At 69.7% G+C, this 23,483-nt stretch carries 21 protein-coding genes; 8 read left to right on the top strand and 13 right to left on the bottom strand.

Annotated features, from left to right (window positions below; genetic code table 11):
* Window position 1: 1 nt before the first annotated feature.
* Genes JIG36_RS05610 through JIG36_RS05595 form a run of 4 tightly spaced genes read right to left on the bottom strand, consistent with a single transcriptional unit; the run spans window position 2 to window position 4,213 of the window.
* Complete coding sequence (locus tag JIG36_RS05610) at window positions 2–613, bottom strand: trimeric intracellular cation channel family protein (RefSeq protein ID WP_203374873.1); 612 nt, start codon at window positions 611–613, stop codon at window positions 2–4.
* On the bottom strand, window positions 610–1,488 hold the full coding sequence (locus tag JIG36_RS05605; RefSeq protein ID WP_203374872.1) for a dihydrodipicolinate synthase family protein: 879 nt from the start codon (window positions 1,486–1,488) through the stop codon (window positions 610–612). Before JIG36_RS05605 ends, JIG36_RS05610 begins: the two co-directional genes overlap by 4 nt.
* A complete protein-coding gene (locus JIG36_RS05600) occupies window positions 1,485–2,846 on the bottom strand; it encodes a protoporphyrinogen/coproporphyrinogen oxidase (protein ID WP_203374871.1) in 1,362 nt (453 codons plus the stop codon). The genes JIG36_RS05605 and JIG36_RS05600 overlap by 4 nt, the downstream gene beginning before the upstream one ends.
* A complete protein-coding gene (locus tag JIG36_RS05595; protein ID WP_203374870.1) occupies window positions 2,843–4,213 on the bottom strand; it encodes an MFS transporter in 1,371 nt (456 codons plus the stop codon). The genes JIG36_RS05600 and JIG36_RS05595 overlap by 4 nt, the downstream gene beginning before the upstream one ends.
* A gap of 167 nt (window positions 4,214–4,380) precedes the next feature.
* Between JIG36_RS05595 and JIG36_RS05590 the strand changes: the two genes are divergently transcribed.
* Window positions 4,381–6,642 carry a putative bifunctional diguanylate cyclase/phosphodiesterase gene (locus JIG36_RS05590; RefSeq protein ID WP_307872577.1) on the top strand — a complete coding sequence of 754 codons (2,262 nt, stop codon included), beginning with the start codon at window positions 4,381–4,383 and terminating at the stop codon, window positions 6,640–6,642.
* On the opposite strand, the gene JIG36_RS05585 is transcribed toward JIG36_RS05590, so the two are convergent.
* Both JIG36_RS05585 and JIG36_RS05580 read right to left on the bottom strand, forming a co-directional pair.
* Window positions 6,615–7,544 (bottom strand): glycosyltransferase family 2 protein, encoded by a 930-nt coding sequence (locus JIG36_RS05585; RefSeq protein ID WP_203374869.1) that lies wholly within the window; start codon window positions 7,542–7,544, stop codon window positions 6,615–6,617. The two genes, JIG36_RS05590 and JIG36_RS05585, sit on opposite strands and share 28 nt — an antisense overlap.
* The gene (locus JIG36_RS05580; protein WP_203374868.1) at window positions 7,519–9,087 is read right to left on the bottom strand and encodes a hypothetical protein; all 1,569 of its coding nucleotides are present in this window, start codon (window positions 9,085–9,087) and stop codon (window positions 7,519–7,521) included. The genes JIG36_RS05585 and JIG36_RS05580 overlap by 26 nt, the downstream gene beginning before the upstream one ends.
* 96 nt (window positions 9,088–9,183) lie before the next feature.
* On the opposite strand from JIG36_RS05580, the gene JIG36_RS05575 reads away from it, so the two are divergent.
* Complete coding sequence (locus JIG36_RS05575; RefSeq protein ID WP_203374867.1) at window positions 9,184–9,705, top strand: SigE family RNA polymerase sigma factor; 522 nt, start codon at window positions 9,184–9,186, stop codon at window positions 9,703–9,705.
* A gap of 718 nt (window positions 9,706–10,423) precedes the next feature.
* Here JIG36_RS05575 and JIG36_RS05570 read toward each other — a convergent pair.
* Both JIG36_RS05570 and JIG36_RS05565 read right to left on the bottom strand, forming a co-directional pair.
* The gene (locus tag JIG36_RS05570; protein WP_203374866.1) at window positions 10,424–11,173 is read right to left on the bottom strand and encodes a hypothetical protein; all 750 of its coding nucleotides are present in this window, start codon (window positions 11,171–11,173) and stop codon (window positions 10,424–10,426) included.
* Window positions 11,170–11,637, bottom strand: coding sequence for a hypothetical protein (locus JIG36_RS05565; RefSeq protein ID WP_203374865.1), 468 nt, complete (start codon window positions 11,635–11,637; stop codon window positions 11,170–11,172). Before JIG36_RS05565 ends, JIG36_RS05570 begins: the two co-directional genes overlap by 4 nt.
* A gap of 424 nt (window positions 11,638–12,061) precedes the next feature.
* Between JIG36_RS05565 and JIG36_RS05560 the strand changes: the two genes are divergently transcribed.
* Window positions 12,062–13,018, top strand: a complete 957-nt coding sequence (locus JIG36_RS05560; RefSeq protein WP_438870697.1) for a zinc-binding dehydrogenase — start codon at window positions 12,062–12,064, stop codon at window positions 13,016–13,018.
* Window positions 13,019–13,022: 4 nt separating this feature from the next.
* On the opposite strand, the gene JIG36_RS05555 is transcribed toward JIG36_RS05560, so the two are convergent.
* The 3 genes from JIG36_RS05555 to JIG36_RS05545 form a co-directional block, all read right to left on the bottom strand.
* Window positions 13,023–13,694 carry a potassium channel family protein gene (locus tag JIG36_RS05555; RefSeq protein ID WP_236045537.1) on the bottom strand — a complete coding sequence of 224 codons (672 nt, stop codon included), beginning with the start codon at window positions 13,692–13,694 and terminating at the stop codon, window positions 13,023–13,025.
* Window positions 13,687–15,024: a TrkH family potassium uptake protein gene (locus JIG36_RS05550; protein ID WP_203374864.1), complete on the bottom strand. Its 1,338-nt coding sequence runs from the start codon at window positions 15,022–15,024 to the stop codon at window positions 13,687–13,689. The genes JIG36_RS05555 and JIG36_RS05550 overlap by 8 nt, the downstream gene beginning before the upstream one ends.
* Before the next feature lie 70 nt (window positions 15,025–15,094).
* Window positions 15,095–15,271 carry a hypothetical protein gene (locus JIG36_RS05545; RefSeq protein ID WP_203374863.1) on the bottom strand — a complete coding sequence of 59 codons (177 nt, stop codon included), beginning with the start codon at window positions 15,269–15,271 and terminating at the stop codon, window positions 15,095–15,097.
* Window positions 15,272–15,556: 285 nt separating this feature from the next.
* Between JIG36_RS05545 and JIG36_RS05540 the strand changes: the two genes are divergently transcribed.
* Window positions 15,557–15,850 carry a hypothetical protein gene (locus JIG36_RS05540; protein ID WP_203374862.1) on the top strand — a complete coding sequence of 98 codons (294 nt, stop codon included), beginning with the start codon at window positions 15,557–15,559 and terminating at the stop codon, window positions 15,848–15,850.
* A gap of 63 nt (window positions 15,851–15,913) precedes the next feature.
* Window positions 15,914–16,141, top strand: coding sequence for a zinc-ribbon domain-containing protein (locus JIG36_RS05535; RefSeq protein ID WP_203374861.1), 228 nt, complete (start codon window positions 15,914–15,916; stop codon window positions 16,139–16,141).
* A 1-nt stretch (window position 16,142) separates the two neighbouring features.
* Here JIG36_RS05535 and JIG36_RS05530 read toward each other — a convergent pair whose 3' ends face one another.
* Complete coding sequence (locus JIG36_RS05530; RefSeq protein WP_203374860.1) at window positions 16,143–16,685, bottom strand: RNA polymerase sigma factor; 543 nt, start codon at window positions 16,683–16,685, stop codon at window positions 16,143–16,145.
* Window position 16,686: 1 nt separating this feature from the next.
* Window positions 16,687–17,622 carry a maleylpyruvate isomerase family mycothiol-dependent enzyme gene (locus tag JIG36_RS05525; protein ID WP_203374859.1) on the bottom strand — a complete coding sequence of 312 codons (936 nt, stop codon included), beginning with the start codon at window positions 17,620–17,622 and terminating at the stop codon, window positions 16,687–16,689.
* Between the two features lie 153 nt (window positions 17,623–17,775).
* Here JIG36_RS05525 and JIG36_RS05520 point away from each other — a divergent pair, with 153 nt between their 5' ends.
* From JIG36_RS05520 to JIG36_RS05510, 3 genes are all read left to right on the top strand, one after another.
* Window positions 17,776–19,926 carry a substrate-binding and GGDEF domain-containing protein gene (locus JIG36_RS05520; RefSeq protein ID WP_203374858.1) on the top strand — a complete coding sequence of 717 codons (2,151 nt, stop codon included), beginning with the start codon at window positions 17,776–17,778 and terminating at the stop codon, window positions 19,924–19,926.
* Window positions 19,927–20,007: 81 nt separating this feature from the next.
* Window positions 20,008–20,178 carry a hypothetical protein gene (locus JIG36_RS05515; RefSeq protein WP_203374857.1) on the top strand — a complete coding sequence of 57 codons (171 nt, stop codon included), beginning with the start codon at window positions 20,008–20,010 and terminating at the stop codon, window positions 20,176–20,178.
* Window positions 20,179–20,184: 6 nt separating this feature from the next.
* Window positions 20,185–23,361, top strand: coding sequence for an LCP family glycopolymer transferase (locus JIG36_RS05510; protein ID WP_203374856.1), 3,177 nt, complete (start codon window positions 20,185–20,187; stop codon window positions 23,359–23,361).
* The last annotated feature ends 122 nt before the right edge of the window (window positions 23,362–23,483 follow it).

Genomic DNA, 23,483 nt, shown 5'->3' with positions numbered 1-23,483 from the left:
GTCAAAGTATAAAAGGCCTGGCCGTGGGTGCTCGCCAGCCTCGGGCCAGCGCCACCACGCGGACTGCGAAGATCATCACCACAACCCCTGCGAAAGCCCACGGCGTACGGATGTTCAGCTCCCAGAAGGCGGCCACGATCAGGGTGCCGGCCACGGCGGGTACGGCGTACAGCTCCGCGTCGGGACGTACCAGCGCGGGGATGTCGCGGGCGATGACGTCACGCAGAACGCCGCCGCCGACGCCCGTGAGCACTCCGAGCGCGGCGGCCGGGAGCGGGCTCAGGCCGTACTCGAGCGCCTTGATGGTCCCTAGCACGCAGAACAAGCCGAGGCCGGCCGCGTCGAAGACGAGCACCGCTGTATTGAGGCGCTCGAACGCGGGGTGGGCGAAGAACGTGACCGCCGCCGCGACTACCGGTGTCACGAAATAGCCCAGGTGGGAGAACGCGGCCGGCGGGGTGGCCCCGATGAGCACATCGCGAGCCACTCCGCCGCCCAGCGCCGTGATCCCGGCCAGCAGCACGATGCCGACTACGTCGAACTGCCGGCGGATCGCCGTGAGCGCGCCCGAGACCGCGAAGGCGAAGATGCCGGTCAGCTCCAGGGCGATCACAGTGCCGCGGCCAGCTTGATGATGAGGTCGGCCTCGGTTTCGGTCAGTGCGGCCACGGGAGCGCGGGGCGGGCCGACGGGGAAACCGGCTGCGGTCAGTGCCGCCTTGACGGCGGGGATGAACGGCCGGGCCATGATCGCGTCGATCAGCGGGTAGACCTTCGACCACTCGTTCCGGGCCAGGTCGAGATCCCCCTTCCGTACGGCGTCATGGACCGCCACCAGCCGTGCGGGAACGATGTTGGCCGTTCCGGCCATCACGCCGGCCGCGCCCTCGACCAGGGCCGCCAGCAGCAGGCTGTCCCAGCCGACGAAGGTCGCGATGACCTCGCCGTGGTTGTGGATCAGCTGCGCCGACTGGGCCATGTCGGTCGTGGTGTTCTTGATGTAGTTGATGTTCGGGACCTCGCGGGCCAGCGCGCCGACCACGTCGGGGGCGAGGTCGACGCCGGTCGCCATCGGCAGGTTGTAGATCATCACGGGGATGTCGACCGCAGCGGCGACAGCCCGCAGATAGGTCAGCGTCTCGGCGACCGACAGCGGCTCGTAGTACGGCGCGACCGGCATGACCACGTCGACCCCGGCCGCCTGCGCATGCCGGGACAGCCGGATGGCCTCGGACGTGCTGGTGGCGCCGGTCTGGGCGACCACCGGCACCCGGCCCGCCGCCTGGTCGACGACGACCTCGGTCGCGTACCGGCGCTCGTCGCTGCTCAGGGTGCTGAACTCGCCGGTCGAGCCGCACACCACGACGCCGTGCACGCCGCCGTCGATCGAGCGGTCGACCAGGGCCCGCAAGCGGGTCTCGTCGAGCGTGCCGTCGGGCCGGAAGGGGGTGGCGAGCGCGGTCAGGATCCCGCGGAGTGGCCGGGTCATCGGGCTGTCTCCTTCAGTGTGGCGAGCTGGCTCGCGACCTCCTGGGCGGCCGCGAATCCGGTCTGGATGGCCGTCTCGGTGTAGAGCGTGCCGAGGTAGTCGCCGGCCAGCAGCACGCGGCTGCCCCGGCGCATCAGGGCCGGCTGCAAAGCGCCGCGGCCCGGGAAGCAGTAGGGGGCGCCGGTCTCCCAGCGCTGCACCTGAGCCTCGGCCACCGAAGCGCCGAAGCCGGAGCCGAGCACCTGGTCGAGGTCGCGGGTGTAGATGTCGACGATCTCCTCGTCGCTACGCGCGAGCAGCTTGCGGGCCAGGCTGGCGGGCGAGAACGTCATGATGCTTCCGCCGGGCTGCCGCGCGGTCTCACTTCCCCGTACGAGGCTGGCCTGGTTGAGCACGATGTTGAAGGACCGCTTGGGGGTGGCGATCGCATACGCCTTGTCCCACGGCCGCGGGGCAGTCTCGTCCGTGAGGAACGCCGCGCTCACATACGGCCCATAGACAATCTTTCCCAGAGCTTCCCGTACGTCGTGAGGAAGGTCGACCGCGACGCGGTGACTGACGGTGGCCGGAGTGGCCAGGACGACGTACCGGGCCTCGATCTCTTCGTCCGCGCCGTCCCGCCGGTACCGCACCACCACCGAGTCGCGCTTGTGCACGATCTCGACGACCTCGGCCCCGAGCTCGACGCGGTCGCCCAGCGCGGCCGCGATGCCCTCGGTCAGCGTGGACGGGCCACCGACGATGCCCCGGTTCAGGCCCTGGCCGATGTTCCAGACCAGGCTGAAGTAGCCGATGCCGGCGCCGGCCGAGAGCTCGTGCGGATCGGCCGCCGACCGGGTCACCGTAGGCCGGAACAGCGCTTCCGCGTCTTCGGGGAGGTCGCCCACGAAGTCGGCGAAGCTGCGCCCGTTCTCGAAGTCGTAGATCCGCTGCTGCCGGGCCGCCGGGTGCTCGCCGGGACGCTGGCGCACGATGCTCGCGTACCGCAGGACCTGACGCCCGACCTTGAGACCGGCCTTGATCAGGGCGAGGCGCGACGACATCGGCATGGGGATGCGGAACGGGTACGACTCGATGCGGCCGTCCAGCAGCAGCCGGCCGTTCATCGACAGCCCGGCCAGGAAGCCCGGCACCTGGGCGGCGGTGATGCCCACCTCGGAGAGCAGGGCGTCGGTCGACGATCCCGATCCCGCGAAGACGTGCCCGCCCCAGTTCAGCCAGTACTGACCGCGTCGTTCCGAGCGGATCCGGCCCCCGGCCCGGTGACCGGATTCGAGCAGCACGGTGTCGTGGTGCCGCAGTCGCCACGCGGCGGACAGCCCGGCCAGCCCACCGCCGACCACGATGACGTCCCTCATGAGTGCCTTCCCTTCACAGTGGTGACGCGCAGGCTTCCCCGTACGGGGGAAGTGGTGTTGGTCAATGCCGCGCTCTCGGCGAGGGTCATGCCGCGGGTCTCCGGCGCCCAGGCCAGCGAGACGAGCAGGCCGGCCAGCGTGACGGCGCCGCCGATGAGCATCGTGGTGCCGATGCCGAGTCCGGTGAGGGCGAGCGGGACGAGGTAGGTGCCGACGGCGGCGCCGATCCGGCTCAGCGACGAGGCGAGCCCGACCGCCGACCCGCGGATCTCGGTCGGGAACAGCTCGTTCGGATAGACCCACTGCAGGATCTGCGTGCCCCCGATGAGGACGGCGTACGCGGCGAACAGCGCCATGATCAGCCACGGGCTCGCGCCGGTGGCCAGGCCGAGGCCGACGAGCGCGACAGCGCTCCACCCGAAGCTGTGCAGGATCAGCCGGCGCCGCCCGATCCGGTCGACCAGGAACACGGCGACGACACAGCCGACGAGGAACAGGACGGTGATGACGGCCGAGCCGATGTGGGCCAGGTCGCCGCCGAGGTCGAGGGCCTCGAGGATGGCCGGCCCGAACGCGTACACGGCGAACAGCGGGATGATCGAACAGGTCCAGAACAGGGTGATGAAGGCCATCCGTTTGCCGTAGCCGGAGCGCAGCATCGCACCCACGCCGACGTTGCGGCCGGTTTCCTCGCCCAGGTCGGCGACGGTGACACCGGGGCCGTAGACCTTGGTCAGCACCGCGTTGGCCTCGTCGGTGCGGCCCCGCTTGGCCAGCCAGCGCGGCGACTCAGGGGTGCCCATCCGCAGCAGGATGATGACCAGGCCGGGCAGGGCGGCGCTGGCCAGCATCCAGCGCCAGCCCCCGTCGACGGTCAGCAGGAACTGCCCCGCGACGTACGCGGCGGCGGCGCCCACGAACCACATGCAGACGTACGCGCCGAGCAGTTTGCCCCGCCAGCGGCGTGGGGTGAACTCGGCCAGCAGCGAGGTGGCGATCGGATAGTCGGCGCCCACGGCGATGCCGATGAGCAGGCGCAGCCCGATCAGCCACCAGACGTCGTTGACGAAGGCCTGGGCCACGGAACAGGCGACGAGCGCGACGAGATCGATGGTGAAGAGCAGATGCCGGCCGAACCGGTCGGTCAGCCACCCGCCGAGGAAGGCGCCGAAGAAGATGCCGATCAGGGCGACCGCGCTGACCAGCCCCTGTTCGTTGGTGGTGAGGCCGAGGTCGGGGGTCAGCTGGATCATGGCCACGCCGATGATGCTGAGGATGTAGCCGTCGAGGAACGGGCCCCCGGACGAGAGCAGGGCGAGTCGTTTGTGGAAGGGCGTCAGGGCGGCGTCGTCGAGTGTGTGTGACATGCGTTGTCCATCCGATACGGGAGGGTTCCGAGGACAAGCGTTTCCGGAGCGCTACACCCAAGCTAAGATGTGATCACAGATCACACAAGCGGGAATGTGCCAAATCTGCACCCTGGCTGCAACCCAGGCGGCCACAGTCGGGGCGGAGGGCTGCCGATCATGTGGTCGTGGGCTATCTGCGTGCGGCCGTCTGGGGGTCGGGGGTTCTGCTCGGGGCGATCCTCGTCCAGTACCTCACCGGCTGGGGCAGTGACGCCCAGGCGAAGATGCTCAACGACTTCGCCTATCTGCCGGTCACCCTGCTGACCGCGGCGCTGGGCTGGCGGGTGGTGCGCAAGAGCGACCTGGACCGGCGGGAGCGCCGCGCCTGGCTGCTGTTCGAGGCCTCGTTCGCGGTGCAGGTGGTGGCGCACTCGGTCTCGCTGGCGCAGAACTTCGTCCTGGAGATGCCGTCCTATCCCGCCGTTTCCGACTACCTCTACGCGGCGGCCATCCCGCTCGTCGTCGCGGGGCTCCTGGTGTTCCCGGTCGCGCGGCGGAGCCGGGCCGAGCGGTTCAAGATGCTCATCGACTCGCTGATCGTCGTGGCCGGCGCCTGCATGATGCTCTGGTACCTGGAGATCGGGCCGATCGCGCAGACGCCCGGGGCCGACCCCGAGGTGATCATCTTCTCGACCGCGGTGCCGGTGCTCGACCTGCTGCTCGTGTTCGCACTCATCACGCTTCTGCTGCGCCGCCCCGAGGACGCCGCGGTGGGGCTGCTGGGTGGGTCGATGGCGCTCAAAGTGGTCGCCGACAGCACCTACACCATCGCGTACGTGCAATTCGGGGTGGCCTTCGAGCCGGGCACCTGGCCGTTCGTGCTGTGGGCGGCCGGCGCCTTCCTGTCGCTGCTCGCCGTGCACCGCCGGCTCGTCCAGAACGACCGGGCCGAGCCCGCGAGCCGGGGCCGTCGCGGCCGGCTGGGCTGGCTGCCGTACGTGGCGGTCGCGCTCGCGTACGGGCTGCTCGCCTTTGCCGCCCGGAGGGAGTCGCTCTATCCGATGGGCGGCATGATCCTCGGTGCCGTCGCGCTGACCTCGCTGGTGATCGCCCGGCAGATGTACGCGCAGCGCGAGAACCGCCGCCTCGCCGTCACCGACCCGCTCACCGGCCTGTCCAACCGGGCGCTGATCGCCGAACGCCTGGACGAGCTGACCCGGCAGCCCCTCCGCGAGGGCCGGCACGGCGCGATCCTGCTGATCGACCTCGACCGCTTCAAACCGATCAACGACGCGTACGGGCACGAGGCCGGTGACGCCGTGCTCAAGGCGGTCGCGACCGCGCTGCGTACGGTGATCCGGTCCGGCGACACGGCGGGCCGGCTGGGCGGGGACGAGTTCGCCATCGTGCTGCCCGCGCTGCCGAGCCGGGCCGCCGCCGACGGCATCGCGCAGCGGCTGGTCGACGCGCTGCACACGCCGGTCATCTTCGGCGACGTCGTGCTGAGCGTGGAGGCCAGCATCGGCGTCGCGTTCCGGGACGAGACCGTCGCCGACACCGTGCAGCTCATGGCGCACGCCGACGCCGCCATGTACGCGGTGAAGCGTTCCGGCCGGGGCAGCTACCGCGTCTACTCACCCGAGCTGGACACCAACGCCCGCGACGCCGAGCTGCGGCGGGCCGTGGAGAACGACGAGCTGGTCGTGCATTTCCAGCCGGTCGTGGGGCTGGCCGGCGGCGACAGCCTGTCGGTCGAGGCCCTGGTGCGCTGGAACCACCCGACCCGGGGCCTGCTCATGCCGGGCGCGTTTATCGAGCTGGCCGAGGAGACCGGCGCGGTGATCCCGATCGGCGAATGGGTGCTGCGCGACGCGTGCCGGCAGGCGGCCGCGTGGCGGGCGGAGATTCCCGAGGCCGAGCCCGTACGGCTGAGCGTCAACCTGTCGGCCCGACAGGTCATGCAGGCCGACCTCGTCGAGACCATCCGCGGGATCCTGGACGAGACCGGTTTCCCGGCCGACCGTCTCGTGCTGGAGCTGACCGAGAGTGTGGTCCTCGAGCCCGACGAGCTGACCGTGTCCCGCCTGCGCGCTCTGCGTGACATGGGCATCGGCCTGTCGATCGACGACTTCGGCACCGGCTACGCGGCGTTGAGCTATCTGCGTACGCTGCCGGTCAGCACCCTGAAGATGGACCGCTCGTTCGTCACCGACATCGACACCGACCCCGACGCGTACGCGGTGGCCGAGGCCGTGGTCCGCCTGGCTCAGGCGTTCCGGCTGCACGTGGTGGCCGAGGGCATCGAGACCGCCGATCAGGCCCGCTGCCTGGCCGACATGGGCTGCCGTTACGGGCAGGGCTACCACTTCGCCCGCCCGATGCCCGGCGACGCCCTCGCCGCGTGGCTGACCGCGCAACGTCAGGAATCGGTCTCCTTCACCAGGTAGTGCGGGCGGCGCTTGGTCTCGTGGTAGATCCGGCCCACGTACTCGCCGATCAGCCCGAGCAGCACCGCCTGGAAGCCGCCCATGCCGATCACGGCCACGATGATCGTGGCGTACCCGGGGACGTCCACCCCGTACATCAGCGTGTTGCCGACCACCCAGATCGAGTAGACCAGCGCGACGAAGCTGGCCAGCAGACCCCCGTACACCGCAAGCCGCAGTGGTTTGTCGTTGAACGACAGCAGCCCGTCCAGCGCGTAATTGATCAGCCGGCCGGCCGTCCACGTGCTCGTGCCGGCCGCGCGCAGCTCGTTGCGGTAGGGCAGCACGACGGTGGGGAAGCCGATCCACGAGAACAGCCCCTTGGCGAACCGGTTCGACTCGGGCAGCGCCAGGATCGCGTCGACGGCCCGGCGGGAGAGCAGCCGGAAGTCACCCGCGCCGTCGTCCAGCCGGACGTCGGTCCAGCGGTTCACGGCGCGATAGAACAGACGAGCGGACGTACGCCGTACGAAGGTCTCGCCGTTGCGGTCCCGGCGGGCCACCACCTGATCGAAGCCCTGCTCGGCGAGCCCGATCATCCGCGGGATCAGCGCCGGCGGGTGCTGCAGGTCGGCGTCGAGGATGACCACCGCCTGTCCGGTCGCGCGGCGCATCCCGGCCAGCATCGCCGCCTCCTTGCCGAAGTTGCGGCTGAACGAGGTGAACCGGACGTCCGGATCCTTGGCGGCCAGCCCGCGCAGTTCGTTGAGGGTGCCGTCGGTGCTGCCGTCGTCCACGAAGATGATCTCGGCCCCGAGGAACCGCAACGCCTCGTACAGCGGCCCGACCGAGGCCTCCTCGTTGAAGCAGGGCACCACGATCGACAGGTGCGGGCGGTCAGGAGATCCGGTAGACGAGGCCATCGCCGTGCTCCTCCCGCGTGATGCCCAGCCCGTCGACCGGCCGATCGGGTACGCCCTCCCAGGCCGTGCCGCCGAGCCGGTCGGGCAGCACCACCACCGACCGGATGCCGGTCTCGCGCAACAGGGCCACGCTCGCCGCGTCCGGAAAGGCGGTGGTGCTCTGGCGCAGACGGGCCTGGCTGTCCGGCTCGAACGAGGCCAGCCCGTTGGCGACCTGAGGGAAGCCGTCGGTGGTCCACAGCATCACGTTCAGCTCGAGCAGCCCGTCGCTCGGCAGCACCAGGAACGGCCCGGTGGCGGCCCGGACCGCCGCCGGCGCGACCGGAACCTCGGGGTGCGGCGTGCGGTTCACGCCCTCGGCCAGCACCAGGGCCAGCGGCAGCACGATCAGCGCCCGCCACCGTCCGCGCAACCGGCCCAGCAACCCGGCGGCCAGCACGGCCAGCAGCAGGCTGATCCAGATCATCAGGCGGCCCGGCGTGCGCAGCGCGTCCCAGCCCGGCAAGACTCGCGACAACGTCAGATAACCCGGGTCGGTGCCCAGCCCGAGCAGGCCGGTGAGCCAGACTCCGGCCAGCAGCAACAGTCGATATCGCCACCGGAACACCGACCAGAACACACCGAGCATGCCAAGGACGATCAGGGCCGCGCCCGGCATCAGCGCCATCTCCGGCGGCCAGTCCAGGCTCTCCCGGGCGGCGGTGAAATGGTCGCCCCACAGCCACGAATCGGCCGGCGCCACGAGGTATCCGCGCAGCGGCGGCGCGAACATCTCGGTCCACTCCAGTCCGCGCCGGGCCTGCGGATTGAGCTCGACGACCCGCAGATAGAGCCGGCCCAGCAGCACACAGGTCAGCGCGAAGACGGCCCCGCCGGCCAGGTCGGCCGCGAGCAACCGCCGATCGCGCAGGCGCCACACCGGCCACGCGAGAACCAGGCAACCCAGCACCAGCCCGTACGCGAGAGGGAGGCCGATGCCGAAACCGAGGCTCACCTGCCAGGCCGCGACCAGCCAACCGGCCAAGACGGTCCAAGGCTTACGCCGTACGTGTCCCCGCAGCAGCAGCGCCAGGCACAACGCGATCCCGCCGATCGACAACACGTTGAGGTGACCGCTGTGGGCCAGCCGCCACGGCGCGAACGCCCAGCCGATGCCCGCCACCGCCGCTGCGGCCGGCCCCACCCCGAGCTGCCGGGTGAGCACGTACGCGCCGAAGGCCGCCAGCGCGTAGGCACCGACGTACAGCAGGTTGTAGCGCACCAGGGCCGCCTCGACCCCGTCGCCGAACCACCCCGCCGGCGCGTAGCCGAGGAGCATGTCGCTGTAGACGAACGAGTACGGCGCCGGGAAGAACGTGTTGGAATCCCACCAGTGCAGCGAGTTTCCGGCCCACGCAACCTGCCACGCTTGCAGCGTCGGATCGCCCAGGTCACCCGGGATGGTCGTGGCCGGATGCCGCAGGGCGGGCCAGGTCAACGCAGCGGCCAGCACCACCGCGGCAAGCGCCGCCAGCCCGCACTCGACCCGCACTTTGATCGTCATGCGGCCCTAGACGGGCTCTGGCGGGTGGCGCTATGCCCAGCGGTGATCTATGTCACTTGAGGCATAGCAGCCGCCCCGCAACCACGTCTTCCTGGCGTGGACAACGAGGCTGAGCAGCAGTTCCGGCAGTTCGTGGCAGCACGGACCCCGGCCCTGATGCGCACCGCCTACCTGCTCACCGGCAACCAGCACGACGCCGAGGACCTGCTGCAGAGCGCCCTGACCAGGTCGGCGATGCGCCTGCGAACCATCCACATCACCGACCTGGAGGCCTACGTGCGCCGGGCCATGTACCACCACCAGGTCGACTTCTGGCGCTTGCGCTTCCGCCGCCGCGAAACCTTGGCCGACCCCCACGGCGGCCTGTTGGACACGTCGATAGCCGACAGCAGCGCCCGCACGGCAACAAAGCTGCTGGTCCGAGACGCATTACAACGCCTGACAGCCAAACAGCGCGCGGTGGTGGTGTTGCGCTACTTCGAGGACCTGCCTGAGCGCGAGATAGCGGGCCAGCTCGGCTGGTCGGTGGGAACCGTCCGAAGCACCATGCACAAGGCGATGACCCGCTTACGGTCGTTCGCCCCCGACCTCACAGCAATGGCGGAGGAGACACAGTGAACCCCAACTTGCTCCGCGCCGGCATGCAGGAACTCGCGGACGAGGCGGCCCCCACGCCGCTGGCCGATCGCGCACTGCGCGGAGCCCGCCGTCGCCGCCAGACCCAGGCGGCCGTGGGGGCGCTCGCCGTCGCGGGGGTGTTGGCCGCGGTGCCGTTCCTGCTGTCGGGCTCCGCGTCGGCGCCTGAACTGCCGCCGGCAGCGCCTGGGCCTACTTCAGTGGTGCCTTCGGTGGCCCCGACAACCGCGCCGACGGCGTCGATCCCGTCCAGCCCGTCGTCCACCGAGTCGCCCCTGAACACGCCATCCAGCAGCACTAGCGTGCCGCCATCCGCGCCGACGAGCGCCTCAGCAACAACCCCAACGGGAATCGCGACATCGCCGGGCTGACTCTCTCGCAGCCGTAGGCCAGCGTCGGACCACTCTCCGGCTACGGCCTAGGCGGTTCGAGGGCGTCGAGTTAGCGGCACCGACGGTGTGGTGGTCGTCGACAAGTGTTCGCACGGCTGGGCAGTTGGTGCGCTGAACTACGACCCCCGCGCCCGACCTCCGAGCGTGGGGTCACGCTGCTAATGGCCGCCCGGATACCGCCGGTCCGTCGACGAAGGCCACAGACGCCCGCCAGCGACGGTGTCGCCTGAGCCACGCTACTCATCTCGCCCGCTGCGGGACGGTGCAGACCAGGCCTTCGTCCGCGGTCGGGGTTGAGGTCTCTTCTTTTAACGCTCATGGTTCATGAAAAAGAACCATCCCGCGATACTCGTTGCGCTTCCTACGCCCGCGATGGTGGCCTGAAGCCACGAGTTTGGCCAGAATATCTGAACAATGACGACCGGGATGGCGACAGCCGCCGTGATAACACCCAAGGTTCGCATTGTCAGGGAGGCAGACAGCATGCGCCGCCTTGCAGATTTTACATGTGGGCTGTCCGTCAATCGGCGGTATTTGTAGTCACGGTCTTCAATAAGATTGTGTACGAGGTCGTCAACGCCATAGGTAGGCGCTTTCAAAAGCTCAAAAGTCCATACGTCCGTGTGTGCCTGGGGCAAGATAAGCGCAACAGCGTCCACTAGAAGATTCTTCTTGAGCGCGGTTACATCGAACAGAGCGGTGCTGCCCTTTGCGAAAGACTTGAGGGTATCTCCCAAGTCGGCCCACCGGACGCCAAGAGATGAGATTTTTACAAATCTGAGGCGATCTAGGCAACGCTGGTAAACGGCCGCGCCCTCGTGGCTGATAGCTTCCGTTTGTTCGTGATTTAGGTAGTTCCCGGCGGCCAGTCTTTCCAGCAGGTCTTGAGTTGCGCCCGCAATTGCAGCGGCTCGCCGATCTCCGCCCTCATCTTTGTAATCATGTTCTACTATGCTGATAAAGTGGATTTGTCTTAGTTCAAACCTTTGGGTCGCGTGAACGATGATGTTGACATATGGGTCAGCGCGAGGGTGAAGTAGCGAAAATATAGAGTTCATTCTCCTTGGCTGTCATCGAAGCTCCCCGGCTCGCAAACCAGCTGCGCTTTACCTTGCAACTTCGCTCTCCGAAGGTTTAATATCGCGCGGCTCGCGGTAAGTCCTACGCCGACACTAAGTGACTGTCCGCAGATCTCTTCGTATGTTGAGCGCGTACGTTCTATGTCGCTGAGCGCAATCATCCCGTGGCGCCATTTTACGAATATGTCATCGCCGCCTGCAAGTATCACTATTAATGATGGTATGTTTTGCAAATTTCGACGTGTCTGAGTCAATGCCGCATCAACGGAAGCGCTGTATTGTGCTGCTCCGCCTACGTTGTCGTCGAGCAGTAGAAGCTCTAGCCGGCTTCCGATGTTGTCGCCGTCAAAATAGGCGTAAACGTCCACCTTGAATTCGCTTCCAGTGTGTGGATCGGGGATGGGTTCGTTCCGCGATGTGCTTGCTGGCACCACGACGTGCATCGGTATCGTTCGCGCGAAGATAGCGAATCCCCGCTGCCGAGACAAGCCGACGCTCAGGCTCTGCGTGGGCCAACGGCCAGTGACCGACTGTCTACTGTTGTTCTCAACCCGTTGCTTTGGGGGGCTTGTCGCGTGCGGAGGCCGGTTCGTGGTCGACGGCCTGCCGGACTGAATGTGAAAGCAGGTCCGGCTTTCGCGGTCTGGGTCCGGCGTCCGCTGTCGAGCATCTATCGAACGCCAGGACCCAGCAGGCAGAACCAGGCCTGAAGCTGGGGCTTGGCCGCGTCGCTGTCGGCGTCTAGGTCTCGATGTTCGCCGCGCTCGGTGCTGCCCTGATTAGAGCTTGATTGACCTCGACCGGGCTTGAGGTTGCACGCTTCTCGCGACGGCGAACGACGGGGGCATGCGCATGCGAGTAGTCTGGGTGGTCCGATTCGGTGGTCCTGAGGCTCTGGTGCTGGGACAGGCGCCGGATCCTGTGGCCGGGCCGGGGCAAGCCGTGGTTGATGTGGCGGTGGCCGGCATCTCGTTTGTCGAGACGCAGATTCGGCGGGGCGTCGACAAGTGGCATGAGCGGCCGCGGCTGCCGTACGTGCCGGGCGGTCTGGTGGCCGGGCAGGTCAGCGCGGTTGGCGCCGACGTTGATTCGGCCTGGCTGGGGCGTCGCGTCGTGGCCGGCACGGGGGAGACCGGCGGTTTCGCCGAGCGGGCGGTGGCGCAGGCCGACGCGCTGTTCCCGGTCCCGGACGACCTCGGGCTGCAGGAGGCCGTCGCCCTCTTTAGCGACGGCAGCACGGCACTGGGCCTGGTCGAAACGGCCAAGGTCAGCCCCGATGAATGGGTTCTGGTCGAAGCGGCAGCGGGCGGAGTAGGCAGCCTGCTGGTGCAGCTGGCCCGAGCGGCGGGAGCCCGGGTCGTCGGAACCGCGCGAGGTGGTCGGAAGCTCGATCTGATCCGGACGCTGGGTGCCGATGCGGTGGTCGACTACTCCGAACCGGACTGGACGGACCGGGTGCTCGACGCCACCGGCGGGGCCGGCCCGGATGTGGTGTTCGACGGTGTAGGCGGCGAGATCGGCCGGGCCGCGTTCGAAGCAACGGCCCGCGGCGGCCGGTTCTCGGTTCATGGCGCCGCCAGCGGTGAAGTCACGGCCGTCGACCCGGCGAGGGCGAGCATGAAGGACGTGACGGTGATCGGCATTGAACAGCTCTTCGACTTCGGACCGCAAGTGGCCCAGTGGGCGCAGCGGATGATGGAGCTTGCAGCCGAGGGCGTTGTCCGGCCGTTCATCGGGCAGACCTTCCCACTGGAAAGGGCCGCCGAAGCCCACGCCGCGATCGAGAAACGCACCGCCGTGGGGAAGACCTTGCTGCTGATGTGAACGGTCAGGTCGTGGCGGCGAACCGCTGCACCAGCTCGGTGCGACCGGCGACCACGAGCTCGGCGTGTTCGGGGATGACGGTTTCCGGTGCTGCGTACTGAAAATCGGTTCCTGACGTCTTGACCCCGACAACCGTGATGCCGTGCTTTGTGCGTAGCGCCAAGTCGGCGAGCGTGCGGCCGGCCGCCTGGCGTGGGGCTCGGGTCTTGGCGATCGCGAAACCGTCGTCGAACTCGATGAAGTCGAGCATGCGGCTGGCGATCAGGTGGGCTACCCGTTCGCCCATGGTGGCCTCGGGATAGATGACGTGGTGGGCGCCGACCGAGCGGAGAATGCGGCCGTGCTTGGCTGATACCGCCTTGGCCCAGATCTCGCGGATGCCCAGCTCGCTGAGTGTCAGCACGGTGAGCACGCTGGCCTCGATGTCGCTGCCGATGCCGACCACGGCCCGGGAGAACTCCTTGATGCCGACCTGCAGCAGCGCGTCCTCGTCGGTGGCGTCGGCCTGTACGACGTGGGTCAGCTTGTCGGACCACTGCTGCACCAGGTGCGCGCTTTCGTCGACGCCCAGCACCTCGTGGCCCAGCTGCAGCAGGGAATCGGCTACCTGGCCGCCGAACCGGCCCAGCCCGATGACGGCGACGTTCTCGTCGCGTGCGATGTCCTTCTCAGCCAACGATCGGTCGCTCCTCCGGGTACCGGTACAGCCGGTGACGGGTGTTCAGGGCCAGCGCGGACGCCACGGCGACCGTTCCGACCCGGCCGATGAACATCATCGCACTCAGGATCAGCTGCCCGGGCGGGCCCAGCTCGGCGGTCAGGCCGGTGGTCAGGCCGGACGTGCTGAAGGCCGACATCACCTCGAACAGGCCCCGGTCGAACGGCACGTCGGCGGTGATAGCGAGCAGCACCAGGGTTCCGGTGGCGACCGTCGCCACGCCGAGCAGGGCGACCGCGGTGGCCTGGCGCTGAGTCGACTCGGCGATGCGCCGCCGACCGATCACCACGTCACGTTCGCCGCGCACTTCGGTCCAGATGACGTACGCGAGGAGGAAGAACGTGGTCACTTTGATGCCGCCCGCGGTGCTCGCGCTGCCGCCGCCGATGAACATCAGTACCACCATGATGGCGGAGGTGTCCTCGTTCATCGCGCCGTAGTCGACCGTGTTGAAGCCGCCCGAGCGGGGGATCGTGCCGTGGACGAACGCGGCCAGGATCTTTCCCGGTACGCCGAGCGGGCCCAGCGTGCCGTCGTTGCCCCATTCGAGCACCAGCACGGCGGCGAACCCGAACACGAGCAGCACCAGTGTGCCGCCGACGGTGAGCCGGGTGTGCGTCGACCACGCGGCGGGGCGGCGGGCCTGCCGGCCGATCTCGTAGAGCACGGGCACGCCGATGCCGCCGACGACCACGCCGAGGGTCAGCGGGACGCAGATCCACCAGTCGCTGATGAAACCGGTCAGGCCGTCGCTGCGCAGCGAGAAGCTGCAGTTGTTGAAGGCCTGGACGGCATTGAAAACGCCCTCCCAGGCGGCTTGACCCAACGGCACGTCGTACGCCGTCCACAGCCGTGTGGTGAAGATGGCGGCGATGACGGCCTCGCCGGCGAACATGACGACCGCGGCCAGAACAACCACCTGCCGTACGTCGCCGTGGGCCAGCCCGGTGTTGGTCTCGACGCCGGTCATCATTCGGCCGCGCAGACCCAGCCGCTGCGACACGAGCAGCCCGGCCAGCGTGGCGAGGGTGGTGATGCCGAAGCCGCCGGCCTGGGTCATCACGGCGAGCAGCACGTGGCCGAAGTCCGACCAGTACGTCGCGGTGTCGACCGTCGACATGCCCGACGTGGTGATGGCGGAGGTGGCGGTGAAGAACGCGACCAGCAGCGACGCCGAACCCGGGTCGGCGCGCGAGACGGGCAGCAGCAGGAGGGCGGTGCCGACCACGATCGCGCCCAGGAAGGCCACCGTCACGGTCCGCGCCGGATGCGGACGGGTCGGGCGCATCAGGCAGTTATACCGCAAGCCTGATCTTGAAGCGGCCCGCGCCGCCGCGGCGCGGGCCCTGGTACAGCGGTTACTCGGCCCGCAGCGGCTTGGCCAGAACCTCGTGGTTCGTCGAGGCCGGGACAACCTCGGCCCGCAGCGGTTTGGCGTTCAGCGCGGCCACCGCGGCGCCGATGCCTCCGGTGGTCACCACCAGCGCGCCGGTCACGGCCAGCGCGCTCAGGGTGCGGTGCAGCGTCGATTTCATGTGGAGCCCCCGTTTCGTCGTTCCGGACGATGAGCCGGACCTTATCGGGAGGTCCACATGATCGGGGGCAGGCCTTCCTCGATCTACCCCACCTGCGGAAACTCCTCGGATAAGCCGTGCCAATCATTTGCGCACGTCAACGCGTCTCTTGACTAGTAGTCACACGCCGGTCCATGCTGTCCACCGGCGCTGATGGTCGGCGCGGATGGAGGAGTCATGACCGACGGAGCGTCCTCCGCGCCCGTCCGTGATGTCGAAGGCTCGTGCGCGGCGCGAAGGAGAGGCATGAACGACGTTCTCGAGCAATCGGAGCCGGGCCGCGAGATCGCGCGCCGCAACCGGGAGCAGGGCCTGGAACAGGGGCTCGAGCAGGGTCGCGTCGAAGTGATGCGGGCGCTTCTGCGGGCAAGATATGGCGATCTCGCCGACCTGGACAACCTCGCCCGGCGACTGGCCGGCTCCGATTACGGCTACTACGTCGACCGCATCGTCGCCGGTGCGACCTCGGGGGAGCTGTGGGCCCTGAGCTGTGCCCAGATCGCGCGGGCAACACCCATCATCCTCCGCGTGGTGGAGTAACCCGGCTGCTCGGCACCACGCTTCGTGACTGGGATACGTGACATCCCCCGTACGGTGGGAAGGGTGTTTCTCATCTTTGGACTGCGCAGCAAGGACACCATCGTCGGGTCGCGGCTGGGGGTTTGTGAGGTCTGCGGGGCGACGGCGGCGCAGACCATGGTTCGGCGTACGACGAAGTTCAGTCTCTTCTTCGTGCCGCTGTTCCCGGTCCGCGCCGCCCGTTACTTCGTGACCTGTACCAACTGCGGGCGCTCCCGTGGGGCCGCCCGGGAGGAACTGGCCGCGGTCTGAGTCACAGGCCCTCGGCCAGCAGTCGTTCGCCCAAGCGGTGCAAGGCGTTGCGCAGGCGCCACTTGGCGGTGCCCTCGGGGATGTTGAGCGCCTGCGCGACCTCGCGGTAGGTCAGGCCGTCGTAATAGGCCAGCAGCACCGCCTCCCGGTGGGTGTCCGGCAGGTCCGCGACCGCCCGCCGCACCTGCCGGTGGGTCGTGGAATTGAGCACAACATCCTCGGGGGTGGCCTCGGCCGCGGCGATCTGGACCGTCACTCGTGTGCGGTGGCGGCGCACCCAGTCGATGCCGCGGCGGCGCGCGATCATGCACAGCCAGCCGCGCAGTGGGGCGCGGTGCGGATCGAAGCGTTCGGGCCGCCGCCACAGGTCGACGAAGACCTCCTGGGTGATGTCCTCGGCGGCGCCACGGTCACGCGTCATCTGCAGAGCCATGCCGAACACGTACGGGCTGAACGTGTCGTACACCTCGGCCAGCGCCTGCTCGGAACCCGCGATCAACCCTTCGCGCAGGCGTACGTCGTCCGTGATCGGAAGCGTCCCCACGTCAGTCACATCCCATCGTGGCCGCCACGGTCAGGAAGGTGTGGGCCGCAACCGGGTCCCCGGCCACGACGGCGCCGGCCGTGTCCGCGGTCAGCCGGCCGGCCAGCAGACGGCAGAAACGCTCGGCCGGAAGCGTGACCTCGGCCGCCGGTGCGCCCGGACCGGCCAGGTGGGTGCCGCCGCCGTCGCCGGTCAGCACCAGACTCACCGCCCGGGGGAGAGCCGCCGACAGCAGCGGCAGGGCGAAACCGACGATGCCGGCGGCTTGAGCGGCGTCGGGCCGTTGCGGGGGCAGACCCATCACGGCCCGTACGTCCTCAGCGTGGATCCACGTCTCGAAACCGCGCTGGATCAGCGCCTCCCGCAGCGGGCGGCGCATCTCTCGGCGCCCGGCCAGGCGGACCGGGCGGTCGAGCAGGCCCGTGCCGCCGCGGTCGACCGCCACCAGGATGGCGTCGGCCTGAACCCGCCAGCGCCGACGTACGTCTTCGACCGGCGCCAGCTCGACGCCCGCGGCGGCCGCCACCGACCCGTCGTTGCTGGTCAGGTGCCCGATCATGGTCCGGACCGTCGGGTGCGGCCGCGAGGGCTGCTGCCACAAAACGGGCGGTAGGTCGGCGAGTAGCCGGTCGAGCTCGGCGACCTGGGAGCGATAGGCGGCGGTTGGGTGGGCGACGGCAGGGTGGGCGGCGGCTGGATGGGCGGCGGCGGGGCGGGCGGCGAGCGCGGCGGCCAAGACCCGGGAGCGCAACCCGGGGGAGGGCGGCCGAGCCGCGGTCACCCCGATCCAGTCGGCCGTGCGGGACAGGCTGTCGATCTCGGCCGCGCAGGCGGCACACGTGCTGACGTGCGCGGCCACGGCCACCGTCTCGGTCGGCGAGCAGGCGCCGACGGCGTACGGCCCGGCGAGATCTCCGACGTGCGGGCTCTCGGTCATGGGCGCAGGTTGGCACCTCCGGTGCAGCTTCCGTGTCGCCTACCCGAAGCTGTCATAACCGCGACTACGGCTGGCCCCGGCCGGATCCGAGCCGGGGAGAGCAACGGGAATGGCGGAATTAAGCATCGGCACGCCCCGGCCGATGGTGAACTTGTGCAGGTCGGTGACGCGGTGGGTGTGCTGGCGCCGTTCGTCGGCGGCATCTACTACGGCAGCCTGATCGCCGGGGTGAGCACCGCCGCGCAGCAGCGTGGCCACCGGCTCATCGCCGTGCAGACCTCGAGCGCGGCCGCCGACCTGGCCGTCAGCGGCGGCGACCCGGCCTTCGACGCGCCCGTCGGGTGGGACCACATCGGCGGTTTTGTCGTCTTCGCCGACGCTGTCGACCGGAGCCACCTGGAACGCGCGATGCGCACGGGACGACCGGTGGTGCTGGTGGGGCACAGCATCGCCGGGCTTGAGACCTCGACCGTGCTGGCCGACAACGCCGCCGGTATGCGGGCCGCGGTGGAACACCTGATCACCGAGCACGGTTGCCGCCGCCTTGCCTTCACCGGTTTCCTCGAAGCCTCCGACATCCGGGAGCGGTACGACGCCTACCGGGCGGCCCTGGACGCTCACGGCCTCGAACCGGGCCCGCTGCTGCCGACCGCCAACAACGTCGAATCCGGCATCACCTGGACCGCCGACGATTTCACCCGGGGCGAGCCGGACGCCCTGGTCGCGGCGACCGACCTCAACGGCATCGGCGCCCAGCGGCTGCTCGCCCGGGCCGGGCTGCGCTGCCCCGAGGACTACCTGCTCACCGGGTTCGACAACATCGATCTGGCGAGCTTCGTACGGCCCGAGGTCGCCAGCGTCGAGCAGCCGCTGGACGCCATGAGCCGCTACGCCGTCGACCTCGTGCTGCGGCAGATGCGGGGCGAGAAGCTGCCGCCGGTCGTGCACCGGCTCCCGGCCCGGTTCGTGGCCCGTACGTCCTGCGGCTGCACCGGTTTCGCCGAGAAGTTGCAGGCCCTGGACGTGGAGGACGAGCGGCAGCGCCTCGGCCGGCGGCTGGGCACGGTGGCCCCGCTCGAGTCGAGCCGCAGCGGCTGGGTCACCGAGACGGTCAACCGGGCGACGACCACGACCGCGGACGGGCTGCTGGCCGTGGCGGCGGGGGACAGCTCCGGCGTCATGCCCGCGGTCGAGGCGCTGCGGGCGCTGCTCGAGGCGAACCTGAACCAGGAGACCCTGCGGGTGATCTGCCGCTCGGTGCAGGAATACGCCGGCGCGCTGGGGACCGGCGACCCCGATTCCGTACGGCGGGTGGACCGTGCCGTGCTCGACATCGTGATGATGCTGGGCCGCGCCAACAACCACGCCCAGCTCGGCAACCAGCTGCACCTGAGGTCGCTGATCAGCTCCAGTTACGCCCTGAGCGCCGCGCTGCTGCACCGCCGCGACGCCGACCCGCGCGACCCGTCCTGGCTGGCCCTGACCCCGGCCATGGCCGGCTCGATCGCCTTACGCGGCCCCGACGGGCAGCTGCGGCGCACCCCCGGCTGGCGGCGCCGGCCCGGACCACCCATCCCCGAGGGCCCGACCACCATCGAGGCGTTCCCGCCGCCCGAGGTGCTGAACGCGGCCGGTCTGGAGCACACCACCTTCGTCGTACGGGCGAAGGTCGGCGACAGTGACCGGGGCTGGCTGGCCCTGGTCGACCGGGTCGAGAACCGGGTCGAGGACGGCCGCGAGCTGGTCAACCAGTGCGCGGCGCTGCTGACCATCGCCCTCGACCTGCGCGACCAGGAGGAACACCTGCGCCGGGCGGCCCACTCGGACCTGCTCACCGGCCTGCCCAACCGCTCGTCGTTCGCGGTGTCGGTGCGGGCCGCCATCGAGCGCAGCCAGGCCAGCGGCCACCCGTTCGTCGTGCTCTTCCTCGACCTGGACGGCTTCAAACGGGTCAACGACAGCCTCGGGCACCACATCGGTGACGAGCTGCTGGCCCACGTCGCCGACCGGATCCGTCACTGCCTGCGCCACGTCGACGTGGCCGCCCGGTTCGGTGGCGACGAGTTCCTGGTGCTGCTCGACGGCGTCACCCAGGGCCCCGAGCTGGACGAGCTGATCGAACGGATCCGGGCCGCCATCTCGCGGCCCTACCTGCTGTCCGGCCGCACCGCCCGGGTCGGCGTCAGCATCGGCTGGGCCGAGGGCGGCGCCACCGCCACCCTGGAGCGCCTGCTGCAGGACGCCGACGCGGCAATGTACCGGGTCAAGGCGGCCGGCCGAGCCCCCGTCCAAGCAGCTGGATAAGGGCGGGAAGACGGACCGGCAGGCGGCCGGATAGCGACCGGCGCGGATGGTTAAGATCCCTCGGCACAACCATGGGGGATCATGAACGACTTGAACGACACCCGGCGTCTGCGCCCGCCGCAGAAACCGGTCTTCGTGGACTGGCGTGGTTCACGCCGCCGCATCGTCATCGCCGTGGGAACGGCCGTGGGCGTCTTCCTCGCCGGCTGGCTCGGCCTCATCATCGGCAGCGTCATGCTGGCGATGGCCTGACCTGGGGTGCCCCGGCACCGCAACGCCGGTCGCCCCCGGGCGCACTGGTCCATCTTCGTGCTGGCCCTGGCCGCGCTGGTGGCGACGCTGTTCCTCGACGACTTCGCGCAGGAGACCGGCGGCGGCACGGTCCCGCCGGGCGAGACCGAGATCGTGGAGCGTGGGTCGGCCGTGTCCGGGCCGGTCATCCACGCGACGGGCGGCACTGTGGTGGCCGAGCGGCTTCCACCCCGTACGGTCGCACTGACCTTTGACGACGGCCCCGATCCGCGGTGGACGCCGCGGATCCTCGACGTGCTGCGGCGGCACAGCGCCACCGCGACCTTCTTCGTGGTCGGCTCGCAGGTCAACAAGTATCCCGACCTGACCCGCCGGATCGTCGCCGACGGCCACCAGCTCGGCCTGCACTCGTTCACCCACCGCGACCTGGCCGGTATGTCCGGGCCGCGCCGGCGGATCGAGTTCGAGCTGACCCGCAACGCGGTCGCCCACGCCACCGGCCAGGACGTGAAGCTGTTCCGGCCGCCCTATCTGGCCTCACCGGCCAAGGTGGACCGGGCCGCGCTCGACCTGATCGAGGACGCGGGTCGCAGCGGGTTCACGACGGTGCTGGCCGACCGCGACACCACCGACTGGCGCCGGCCGACCGCCAAGACCATCGCCAACCGGGCCATGCCGGTCAGCTCGGCCGGTGCGATCGTGTTGATGCACGACGGGGGCGGGGACCGCTCGAACACGGTGGAGGCGCTCGACCTGCTGCTGCCCCGCCTGGCCGCGCAGAACCGCCGCGTGGTGACGGTCTCGGCGGCGCTGCCCAGTGCGCCGGTCGCCGCTGAGGCCTCGGCGCGCGCGAAACTGCAGGGCGGCGCGTTCGCGGTGGCTCAGACGGGCGCAGGCTGGACCCGTACGGGAATGTTCTGGTTGATGATTTTCGCCACCGCCCTCGCCGGGTCGCGGATGGCGATCCAGGCCTGGTGTGCGTGGCGGCACTCCCGGCGGCGGCGGAGACAACCGCTTGCGGCGTACGGGGATCCGGTGTCCGTCATCGTGCCCGCGTTCAACGAGGCGGCCAACATCGTCGCGACCGTCCGTTCCCTGCTGGCCAGCGACCATCCCGAGGTCGAGATCATCGTGGTCGACGACGGTTCGACCGATGGCACCGCCGACCTCGTCGACGGGCACTTCCCCGTACGGGTGTTGCGCCGCCCCAACGGAGGCAAGGCGTCCGCGCTGCGGGCCGGAGTCGCCGCCGCCCGTCACGACATCCTGGTGCTGATCGACGGCGACACCATCGTCGAGCCCGACACCATCGGCATGCTGGTCCGCTCGTTCGCCGACCCGGCCGTCGGCGCGGTGGCCGGCAACGCCAAGGTGGCCAACCGCCGCGGCGTGATCGGCCGCTGGCAGCACCTCGAATACGTGGTCGCGTTCAACCTCGACCGGCGCGTGTTCGAGATGGGCGACTGCATGACGACCGTGCCCGGGGCGCTCGGCGGCTTCCGGCGGGCCGCGCTCGAGGCGGCCGGTGGCGTGCGCAGCGACACCCTGGCCGAGGACACCGACCTGACCATGGCCGTCGTCCGGGCCGGCTGGCGGGTGGTCTACGACGACATGGCCTGCGCGTGGACCGAGGCCCCGGGCACCTGGAAAGGCTTGTGGCGGCAGCGTTACCGCTGGTGCTACGGGACGATGCAGGCGATGTGGAAGCATCGCGCGGCCCTGCGCGAGCGGGGTCCGGCCGGTCGGTTCGGCCGCCGCGGCCTCGGCTATGTCGCCCTGTTCCAGATCCTGCAGCCGCTGCTGGCGCCGATCATCGACATCTACCTGATCTATGCGCTGCTGTTCCGGCCGCCCGGGCTGGAAGCGGTGTTCTGGCTCGGCATCCACGTCGCCCAGTTCGCCGTCGCCGCCTACGCTTTCCGGCTCGACAAGGAACCGGCCGGGCCGCTCTGGTCGCTGCCGCTGCTGCAGATCGGCTACCGCCAGCTGATCTATCTGGTGACCATCCAGTCGGCGGTGACGGCGCTGGCCGGCGGTGGGCTGCGGTGGCACGTCTCGATCCGTACGGGCCGGGCGGCGGCGCTGGTCGCCTCGCTCGATGAGAAGGCGGCGCGGACCCAGTTGCTGGTCCGGCAGATCCGGCTCGGGCTCTACCGGGACCCGCGCTGGGCCCGCTACAGCGTGCGGGCCGGCCTGGCGCTGATCGTGCTCAGCGGCGGCGCGGTGGCCGGCGGCACGTTGCTGACCGACCGCTATGCCAACGCGGTGTCCCGCGAGGACCTGCTCGGCGAGGCGGCTTCCTATCACGCCGCGCCGGACGACTGGGACCTCGACCGCGCGCTCAACATCCTGATGATCGGGGTGGACTGGCGTAAGGGGCAGACCGGCATGATCCGTTCCGACACGGTGATGGTCCTGCACGTGCCGAAATCCAAGGACCGCGCTTTCCTGTTCTCGCTGCCCCGCGACACCATCGTCGACATCCCGCCCTTGGCGGCCACCGGTTTCCGAGGGGGACGGGACAGACTCAACAGTTCCTTCGCGTACGGGGCGGGGATCGAACAGAACCGAGCGCAGGGTGGCCGCCTGCTGGCCGCCACCGTACGGAAGCTCACCGGTCTGCCCGGTCTCGACGCGGCGGTGCTGGTCGACTTCTACGGCTTCTCCGACGTGGTCAAGGCGCTCGGCGGCATGAACGTGTGTGTCGACGCCGACGTCCGCTCGATCCACACGCAGCGGCTGTTCCGGGCCGGCTGCCGAACCATGACCGGCGAGGAGGCCATCGACTATCTGCGCCAGCGCAAGAAGGTCAAGGGCAGCGACTACGGCCGCCAGCACCACCAGCAGCAGTTCATCGGGTCGATCGCGGCCGAGGCGAAACGGCAGAACCTGGCGGCCAACCCGGTCAAGCTCGACTCCCTGCTGCGCGCGGCCGGCCAGGCGATGACCGTGACCACCGGCCCGGTCGAGCCGATCGACTGGGCGTTCGCGCTGCGCGGCATCAACCCCGACCGCATCACCATGCTGCAGACCCCGGGCAGCGGCCGCCACGACGCCGCCGGCAACTATCTCGGCGAGGCCCTCGACCCGGCCGCGTACGCGATGTTCCGGGCGCTGCGCGAGGAGAAGCTGCCGCAGTTCGTGACGGCCCACCCCGAGATGGTGGGCCGCCCACTGGCCTAGGGTCCCCGGGCCCACGACAGCACGCCGGTCACGTCCTCGCCCGCCCTGTGGTGCAGTGCAGGTCGATGCCGGCGCTCCGGGGCGTGGCCCCGGCGAAGTCGATGAGCGAGCAGAAAATTTTC

The sequence above is a fragment of the Paractinoplanes ovalisporus genome (assembly GCF_016834655.1).
GTDB classification, from domain to species: Bacteria; Actinomycetota; Actinomycetes; order Mycobacteriales; family Micromonosporaceae; genus Actinoplanes; species Actinoplanes ovalisporus.
The sequence above is the reverse complement of the archived record's forward strand: the minus strand, read 5'-3'. Positions and strand labels throughout refer to the sequence as shown.

Bases quoted from the DNA above. Each gene is read 5' to 3' on its own strand.
- JIG36_RS05585 (WP_203374869.1), bottom strand. From the start codon at position 7,544: ATGGCCTCGTCTACCGGATCTCCTGACCGCCCGCACCTGTCGATCGTG.
- JIG36_RS05550 (WP_203374864.1), bottom strand. From the start codon at position 15,024: ATGCGCCCGACCCGTCCGCATCCGGCGCGGACCGTGACGGTGGCCTTC.
- JIG36_RS05580 (WP_203374868.1), bottom strand. From the start codon at position 9,087: ATGACGATCAAAGTGCGGGTCGAGTGCGGGCTGGCGGCGCTTGCCGCG.
- JIG36_RS05565 (WP_203374865.1), bottom strand. From the start codon at position 11,637: ATGCACGTCGTGGTGCCAGCAAGCACATCGCGGAACGAACCCATCCCC.
- JIG36_RS05570 (WP_203374866.1), bottom strand. From the start codon at position 11,173: ATGAACTCTATATTTTCGCTACTTCACCCTCGCGCTGACCCATATGTC.
- JIG36_RS05545 (WP_203374863.1), bottom strand. From the start codon at position 15,271: ATGAAATCGACGCTGCACCGCACCCTGAGCGCGCTGGCCGTGACCGGC.
- JIG36_RS05600 (WP_203374871.1), bottom strand. From the start codon at position 2,846: ATGAGGGACGTCATCGTGGTCGGCGGTGGGCTGGCCGGGCTGTCCGCC.
- JIG36_RS05515 (WP_203374857.1), top strand. From the start codon at position 20,008: ATGAACGACTTGAACGACACCCGGCGTCTGCGCCCGCCGCAGAAACCG.
- JIG36_RS05525 (WP_203374859.1), bottom strand. From the start codon at position 17,622: ATGACCGAGAGCCCGCACGTCGGAGATCTCGCCGGGCCGTACGCCGTC.
- JIG36_RS05605 (WP_203374872.1), bottom strand. From the start codon at position 1,488: ATGACCCGGCCACTCCGCGGGATCCTGACCGCGCTCGCCACCCCCTTC.
- JIG36_RS05540 (WP_203374862.1), top strand. From the start codon at position 15,557: ATGAACGACGTTCTCGAGCAATCGGAGCCGGGCCGCGAGATCGCGCGC.
- JIG36_RS05595 (WP_203374870.1), bottom strand. From the start codon at position 4,213: ATGTCACACACACTCGACGACGCCGCCCTGACGCCCTTCCACAAACGA.